This window comes from Romboutsia sp., assembly GCF_051659545.1.
GTDB lineage: Bacteria > Bacillota > Clostridia > Peptostreptococcales > Peptostreptococcaceae > JBOFOR01.
Genome location: NZ_JBOFOR010000229.1, coordinates 20,817 through 28,535, shown reverse-complemented (window position 1 = coordinate 28,535; position 7,719 = coordinate 20,817). Strand labels below are relative to the sequence as shown.

General features: G+C 24.8%; 6 protein-coding genes. All 6 read right to left on the bottom strand.

Annotated features, from left to right (window positions below; translation table 11 throughout):
* Positions 1 to 104: 104 nt before the first annotated feature.
* Positions 105 to 254, bottom strand: a complete 150-nt coding sequence (locus tag ACRC03_RS12705; RefSeq protein ID WP_438652946.1) for a hypothetical protein — start codon at positions 252 to 254, stop codon at positions 105 to 107.
* A 19-nt stretch (positions 255 to 273) separates the two neighbouring features.
* Positions 274 to 1,227: a DUF2232 domain-containing protein gene (locus ACRC03_RS12700; RefSeq protein ID WP_438652945.1), complete on the bottom strand. Its 954-nt coding sequence runs from the start codon at positions 1,225 to 1,227 to the stop codon at positions 274 to 276.
* A 906-nt stretch (positions 1,228 to 2,133) separates the two neighbouring features.
* The gene (locus ACRC03_RS12695) at positions 2,134 to 3,210 is read right to left on the bottom strand and encodes a glycosyltransferase (protein WP_438652944.1); all 1,077 of its coding nucleotides are present in this window, start codon (positions 3,208 to 3,210) and stop codon (positions 2,134 to 2,136) included.
* 83 nt (positions 3,211 to 3,293) lie between these two features.
* Positions 3,294 to 4,982 (bottom strand): dynamin family protein, encoded by a 1,689-nt coding sequence (locus ACRC03_RS12690; protein ID WP_438652943.1) that lies wholly within the window; start codon positions 4,980 to 4,982, stop codon positions 3,294 to 3,296.
* A gap of 4 nt (positions 4,983 to 4,986) precedes the next feature.
* The gene (locus tag ACRC03_RS12685) at positions 4,987 to 6,696 is read right to left on the bottom strand and encodes a dynamin family protein (protein ID WP_438652942.1); all 1,710 of its coding nucleotides are present in this window, start codon (positions 6,694 to 6,696) and stop codon (positions 4,987 to 4,989) included.
* A gap of 178 nt (positions 6,697 to 6,874) precedes the next feature.
* On the bottom strand, positions 6,875 to 7,717 hold the full coding sequence (locus ACRC03_RS12680; RefSeq protein ID WP_438652941.1) for a prephenate dehydrogenase: 843 nt from the start codon (positions 7,715 to 7,717) through the stop codon (positions 6,875 to 6,877).
* Positions 7,718 to 7,719: the final 2 nt, after the last annotated feature.

Sequence of the window (7,719 nt, the reverse complement as noted above, 5' to 3'; positions counted from 1 at the left end):
CATATATTATTTTTATTATACAACATTTGAGACTTAATATAACTAGAAGTTGTTCCACCTCTCTTTATTAAGATAGTTTGAGACCTTGCCTTTCATCCCCACATCTAAAGAAGGGGGCTTTTCGGCAATTTATTGTAATTATTATCTACTGTATTTTTAAAAGCTGCTAAGGAATTTTCTGGTTTTTGGTTATTAAATAATCCCCTGTGAGCTATAGGTTCTTCTATTAGCCATTTAAGGTTTGTATTCTCCATTTCAATCCCCCTATTCTCTTTATTTTAACAATCCATTAATAATATTACTTTGCCTTGTCCTAATGTCTATTTTGTTGTCTAGTATAATATTTAATATTACTATTATACCTATAGTTATTCTGTATAAAATTATAAGTAATACTACAAATATTAACAATAATATTCTAGCATATGATATTTTTTCAAACTTTGCTAAAACATAGTTTTGTATCGTTACATATCCATCTCTTATAACAAAGTACATACACAAATACTCTATAGATATTATTACTGTTTTTAAATATACACTCTCTACATTAATATTTAAAATATTCATTATCTCCACTAAAAATATATACATTGCACAAGAATAAAATACTTTTTTTGAGCAACATAAAAATCTAGAATACCTTCTAAAGTTACTCATTATTTCTAACTTTTTCTTAGCCTCTCCTTGCACTATTTTTAATCTTTTTCCAACAATTAAGGATACATAATATACTGTAAATACTGTTCCAAATGGAAGAGTTGCTATAAATAAATAATAGATAATATCTGTCCAATTTTTATATGGGAATAATTTTACGTATTCTTGAAATTCTTTCATAAAACTGTATCCTATAAGTGCAGAGGCATATACATCTATAAGCACCATAAGTAGTACCCCAAGTATTGAGGCATACACCAGGTCATCCATAATGGCAGTAGGCTTATTAAGAAGTATTCCACACATAATTCCAAGAACTATGCTTTGTGTTATCCATATTGCAGTTCCTATATCTCCAAGTACTAATCCTACTATTAATACGGAGGTTACTCCCGATAAAACAGTATATTTAAATCCACATTTTAAGCATATTATACAAAGGAATACAGGAACAATAAAATCTAGATAAAGTGAATATCCAATCCCTGTTCCTACAGCAACAATTGTGCAAACTACAAATAATGATGATAACAGTGCTGCTTCTGTTAGTTTTTTAGTATTATTCAATTGAAAACCCTCCAACTTATTTGTTAAAATTATTATAATTAATATATTTATAATAGTACTTATACAATAATTAATAAAGGGGTATCCTACGTTTAAAAAAGAATACCTCATGTGAAAATGAGATTATAACCTAAAAAATGAAGTAACATTCCTCTATTTTTTTCATAATTTTATGTATAAATAAAGAATCTGCACTATCACAAATAGAAAATATTAAGCATAAATTTCTAAAAGTGTTAGACTATAAAAAAATATTAAAATCAGTGGAACTAAGAGATAAAGTTTGTATTATAGATTCCGATAATAATATTAATACAATTAACTTTATATCGAATATTCTTACAAATATAATCCATAGTATTAATATTTTAATGCTATGGATTATATTTGTAGTATTTTTATCTTTTTTTGTATTTATACATTAAAGGTTAGAATAAGTTTATTCTAGATTTTATTTTTTTACACCATAATATATTGTTATTGTTTAACTTATATCATAAATCTATATGAATTTTATCATAGGAAATAGTTTATTGTTATTTTAAAGTTATATTTAAACCTATTTGAAAGATGATATTAATCATCTTATGTGTTAGACTTTACATAATAGAGGACATGCTCTTTCGGCATGATGGGGGTGGATATTTGTGATTCTTGTGATTCTTTCATTATTTATAATTGGACTAATATATTTTTTATCTATGGTTTGCATTCAATTTAGCTATATAAATAATATTAGTTTACAACTTGGAATGGATGTAACTAAATTGCACTCAAATGAAAATGACCAAAGCGTCTTAGGTAACATAAACGTTTTAATTAAATGTACTGCAATGTTTTTGTATAAAATTTCACATTATAAATTTAAATAGTTTTATGTACACCTAGGATACTATCCTAGGTTTTTTATGGCTTGTCTTTAATTATAGATTTGAAAAATTTATCATTTTGTATAACACATGTGTCTAATGGATTTATTTCAAAACATTTTTTATGATGATAATATGCTCTTGGTAAATCGTCAATTTCAAAATAACAAGAACATAAATTTAAATGTGGATTAAATCTCCAACATCCTAAATTTACACATTGATTACAATCTTTAGGTATTGGTAATTGTAGTATTATTTCATACCATATAATAGCCTGATGGTACTTTTTTTCTTCCTCAAAAGATGTAGCTATATTGTACAATACCTCTCCACGAGGTTCTATATATTCAAAGGTTTTATAGAAATACTCTCTTGCCTTTACTAATTCCCCTTTGCATAAATAACATTCTCCTATTTTACATATCGCATCTACTATTTCTTCATTCCAGGAACCCCTATCTACAAATTGTTTTAATATTTCGATTGCTTCATCACAAAATTCGTTGTAGTAAAGTTCTTTGCCATAATAATATAAGTCTCTATCTGTTAATGTTTTGCCTTTATCTATATTTTTTTTATAAATTTCAAGATTTCTATTGCTATTGGCTTTAACTTTATTGTGAATAATTGAAATATTGCTATCATAACAGTTTCCACAAGTTTCAATATATTCATGTATAAAACCAAACCATTTATAGTTTTTTCTATTTTTTACTAACCTATTTCTTCTAGCCATTATTTTAGGATTGTTATTTTCATCAATACATATATAAGTCTGCATTGTCACTACATCTATATCTTTATCCAATTCACTTTTTAATTTCATTAGTTTTTCCTTATTTATAATATCTAAAAATTCATCTGCATCTAACCATAGTATATATTCTTTTGTTGCCTTGCTAAAGGAAAAATTTCTAGCTTCTGAGAAATCATCTTTCCACTCAAAATTATATAATTTATCTGTATATTCACTTACTATTTTTTTTGTATTGTCTGTTGAACCTGTATCAACTACAATTATTTCATCTACTGCTTCACTTATACTGCCTAGGCATCTACTAATTACTTCTTCTTCATTTTTGACTATTAAACACAAACTTATCGTAATCACTTTAATTTCTCCTTTATTGTAGCCTATACTTATATATATGATATAAATAAAAAAAATTCTCCAAATTAATGGAGATTTTTTAGTTAATTACTTATATATTTTTTTAGTTTTTCTATATATGCTTCTATTTCTTTAGATAGTTTTTCTATGTCATATTTATTTGTATAGATTCCTTTTAGGTTTTTGAGTATTTCCGTAGTTGTAAAAACTATTTCTTGACTTGCTTTAAAGTAACCTTCATTTAATGCTTCTATTATTTTGTATTTTAATCCATCAATAAAATTATCTATATCATTTAGTATTTCTTTGTTATTTTTATCAGACTTAACCTTATCGTATATAACCTTGCCTAGGGCACCACTTATTGTGCCTGCTATTAGTAATGGTGGACAGTAAGTTATTAATGCCGTCCCAATTGTAACTGATGCTGCTGAGGAACCAATTGCAGCAGTATACATAGATATTATACCGCCTGATGTAGCCCCTAGTATTGCTCCACTTCCAACAGTAGCTAGCATTTCATTAATATTTCCCTTTCCACTATCAATATTCAAATGTGGTGTATCTAATAGTTCACTTCTATAAGTTATTTTATCTATATATTTTTTTATATCATCATCTAACTGATCACTTATTTCTTTTAAACATTCACTCCATTCTTTAAAAAATAATTCATCTAATTCTATTTTCTTTTTGTTAACCCTATCATTAATATAAATTTCATTAATATAAATTGCAGAACTTTCTATATCCGCTTTAATTTTGCTTAATTCTTCACTTAAAAATACTCTATTACACCAATCATTTACTTCAAATTCCATTTTAGATTTTACATAATCAAATTTATTTTGTAGTAATCTCTCATGCTTTTTAAGTTCTTCTACTAAAACAAATAAACTTTGTTTATATTCATGATGATTAACTATTTCTTTATGAATTATCCCTTCTAAGGATGAGTTTAAACTTTTTTCTTTTACAGCTTTATAGTTGTTACTTGTATCTTCTATGTATTTTACTAGTTGTTTAAAGTTTTCCTTTAATTCATTGTAATTAGATATTACTATATCTGTATTTCCTGCTTTTACATTTTTACTCATTTTATCTTGATATTCTAAATAAGAAGATATCATAAAGAAATCATCTATATATATTCCGTATTCGTCTTTTATATACTCCATGACTTCCTGCTTATTGTCTTCTAGTAAATCTGCTTTATTTACTATTCCAACTATAGGCTTTCTATATTGAGCTATTAAATCTAGGGATTCTAATATATCTTCTTGGCCTATATGAGTTGCATCTATTACAAATAATATTAGGTCTGCATTTTGAATATAATTTAAGGTTTTTTGCTCATTCTTTATTGTTATACTTTTAAGTCCTGGAGTGTCTACTATATTGATTTTTTTTAGATATTCTATATTAAGTCTTACCTGAGTAATATTGTCTGATTTTTTAGTTTTGTTTTCTTTATCATATATTACTTCTATTATTGATGATGTTGCTTCTAGTACATCCACTGTACTTACTTCTTTTCCTATTAATGCATTTAATAAACTTGATTTCCCTGATTTTACTTCTCCAACTATAACCAATTTTACAGCCTTATCTTTATTATTTTCTAGAGCCTTAATGTTTTCTATTGTATTATTTAAATTTTCTAATACTACTTTTTTAAATGGTATATTTTCAGACTCTGTTAATCTTTTTCTAATTGGAGATTGTAATATACTATCCTTTATTTCATAAATATAATTTCTCCTATTATCCAAAATATCACCTCAAAATTTTCATTATATTTTCTATATTGTCTAAATAATCTATATGTTTTTTTACACTTAAGTAGTCTATATGTTTTTCTCTAAAGCTTTCTTCTCTTGTTTCATTCAAATTAATGTGTATTAAATTCAATTTTTCATCTACAACTTCAACAATTTCTTCAATTAGAAAATTTATTTGTGGGATAATTGTATTTATTAATAATACTTCATCATCAGATTTGCTTTTAGAATTGCTTTTGTTTAATATATTTTCTATTTTATTAATAAAATTTATATTGTTGTTATTTATTCTATAACTTTTGTTATAGTCAAATACTATGTGCTTGCTCCTTGTAAAATATAAGTTTGTATTTATATCTTTCTCCGTTTTGTTGGGTTTAAAATTAGACTTTATATATAAATGTTCATATAAATTTTCTAAATTTAAATTACATACATTTTGTAGCTCTTCTACTTCTTTTTTTAACTCGATTATGTCGTCTCTTTTTTCGTAGTTTCCTTTTTTAAATTCTTCTAATCTATTTTTTACATAAATATCTAAATCCTTTATTTTATCTTTTTGCTCAAATTGACTTTCATTATATATAGAAATATCTTTGTATAAATTTCTTTTATAGTTGTATATCTTATCTAATATACTATCTTTCATTATATACAAATTCTTGTATTTTGATTTTATTTGATTTTCCTCTGCTCTATTTTTAAAGTTTTTGTCTATACTTTGATATAAATATTTTATATTGCTTTTTTCTATTAAATTATCATCTTCATTAATTAACCCTTCTAATGCCTCTTTTGCCGATATAAATACTATGTCATCAAATTTATCTTCATATATTTCCATTACTTTTCTTCTTACTTTTGCAAGGTTTGCAATATTGTCTTTTCTTATTATATCTATTTTGTTTATTACTGCTATAATATTTTTCTTTTTACTATGCAACGTATCTATCTCTTCTATTTCTTCTATAATTTTATTATTTTCTTTTGAAACAATATTTTGAGCATCTATTAACCAAATTACTCCATCTGCTTTTTCATAGTACTTTTTTACTCTAGTGAAAGTATTTTTTAAAAGTACTTGATTTAATCCTGGAGTATCAACAATTACAAAATCTTCTAGTATATCTCCTTTAGAAATATAGTATTTAATTTGAATTATATTAGATTTATATAGATACTCATTCTCTAGTCTTTTTCTGTGTTCTTTTAATTCATCCAAAGTTAATTCTTTTGTATTTTTATATTCTTTAACTCTTCTTAATATTTTTTTTCTAGATACTTTATATTTTTCTTCTTCTCTTTTTAATAACTTTATTCCCTCTTTAGAAGATTTAATAGATTTTGAGTTATCTTGATAGGTTATTTCCATTCTTTCTTTTTTTGATTTAATAAATAAATCTAACTTCCATGTATTAGGGATATCAGTTGTTTCTACTATTTTTTCTTTAAGTAGTGCATTTATTAAAGTTGATTTACCATAATTTCCACCTCCTACTACAAATAGCAAAAAAGGTTCTTTTAACTCCTTTATGCTTTCTTCATTTTTTATGACCTCTTCTTCTATATAATTTATTAATTTTACGTATTCATTATTTGCTTCATAATCTATTTCACTATTGTCTCTCATCAAACAAATCATCTTTTTTAAATTTTTTATAATGTCCATTAGCTTTAAATATTCTTCTTCTCTACTTAATTGCATAGACTCATTCCTTTTTACAAGTTTTTTTAACTTTTGCTTTATATTATTATATGAGTTGTTTTTATTTTTTTATCACCAATTTATAATTGAATTAAATTAAAAAATTCGCTTCCCTTAAGCATTTTCTAGGCGATATTGACGGTATCGACTATAGATAACTTAGGTAAAGCGAATTTTTTTATAGTGCTTCTCTTCTTTTTGTAGATTCTATAAATCTTCCTTTTAATTCATTTATATTATCTTCTTTTAAACTGCTTTTTATTATTGAAATTTGCTTTTCAAATCCTTCTATCATATTTATCAAATTTTCCTTGTTGTATAAAAATAATTCACTCCATAAATCTTCATTTATATTTGCAATCCTAGTTAGTTCTCTATAACTATCTCCTGTAAACTTACCTGTATCCACTCCTAAGTTGTCACTATTTATTAAAGATACTGCAATTACATGGGGTAATTGACTTGTAAAAGCTATTATTTTATCATGTTCTTCTTTTGATATATATTTGATATTTTCAAAGCCCATGTCTTTAGCTAAATTTTCTATAATTTTAATATTAAAGTCTTTATTTTCTGCTGTAGGTATTATAATAAAGTTTGCACCTTTGAAAATACTGCTACTTGCATAACTAAAACCCTTTTTCTCTTTGCCCGCCATTGGATGGGTAAATATAAAATCCACATTCTTAGGCAACTTTTCATCTATATCCTCCATAACTTTTGCTTTAATTCCAGCAACGTCAGTAATTATAAGACCTTCTTTAAATTTACTTTTATAGTTATCTATAAATTCTCCTATCATACTAGGGTAGATAGCTAAAACTAAAATATCTGTTTTAGCTATAATCTCATATGATTTTTCACTTAAATAATTAGCTCCATCTTTTATAATCTGGTTTTTCTTAGCTTCTTCTAAAGATTTTTTATTTATATCTATTGCAAATATATTATTGTATTTTTCCTTTAAACTTAAAGCGTAAGACCCTCCTATTACTCCTAATCCCACTATAGTTATTATCATTT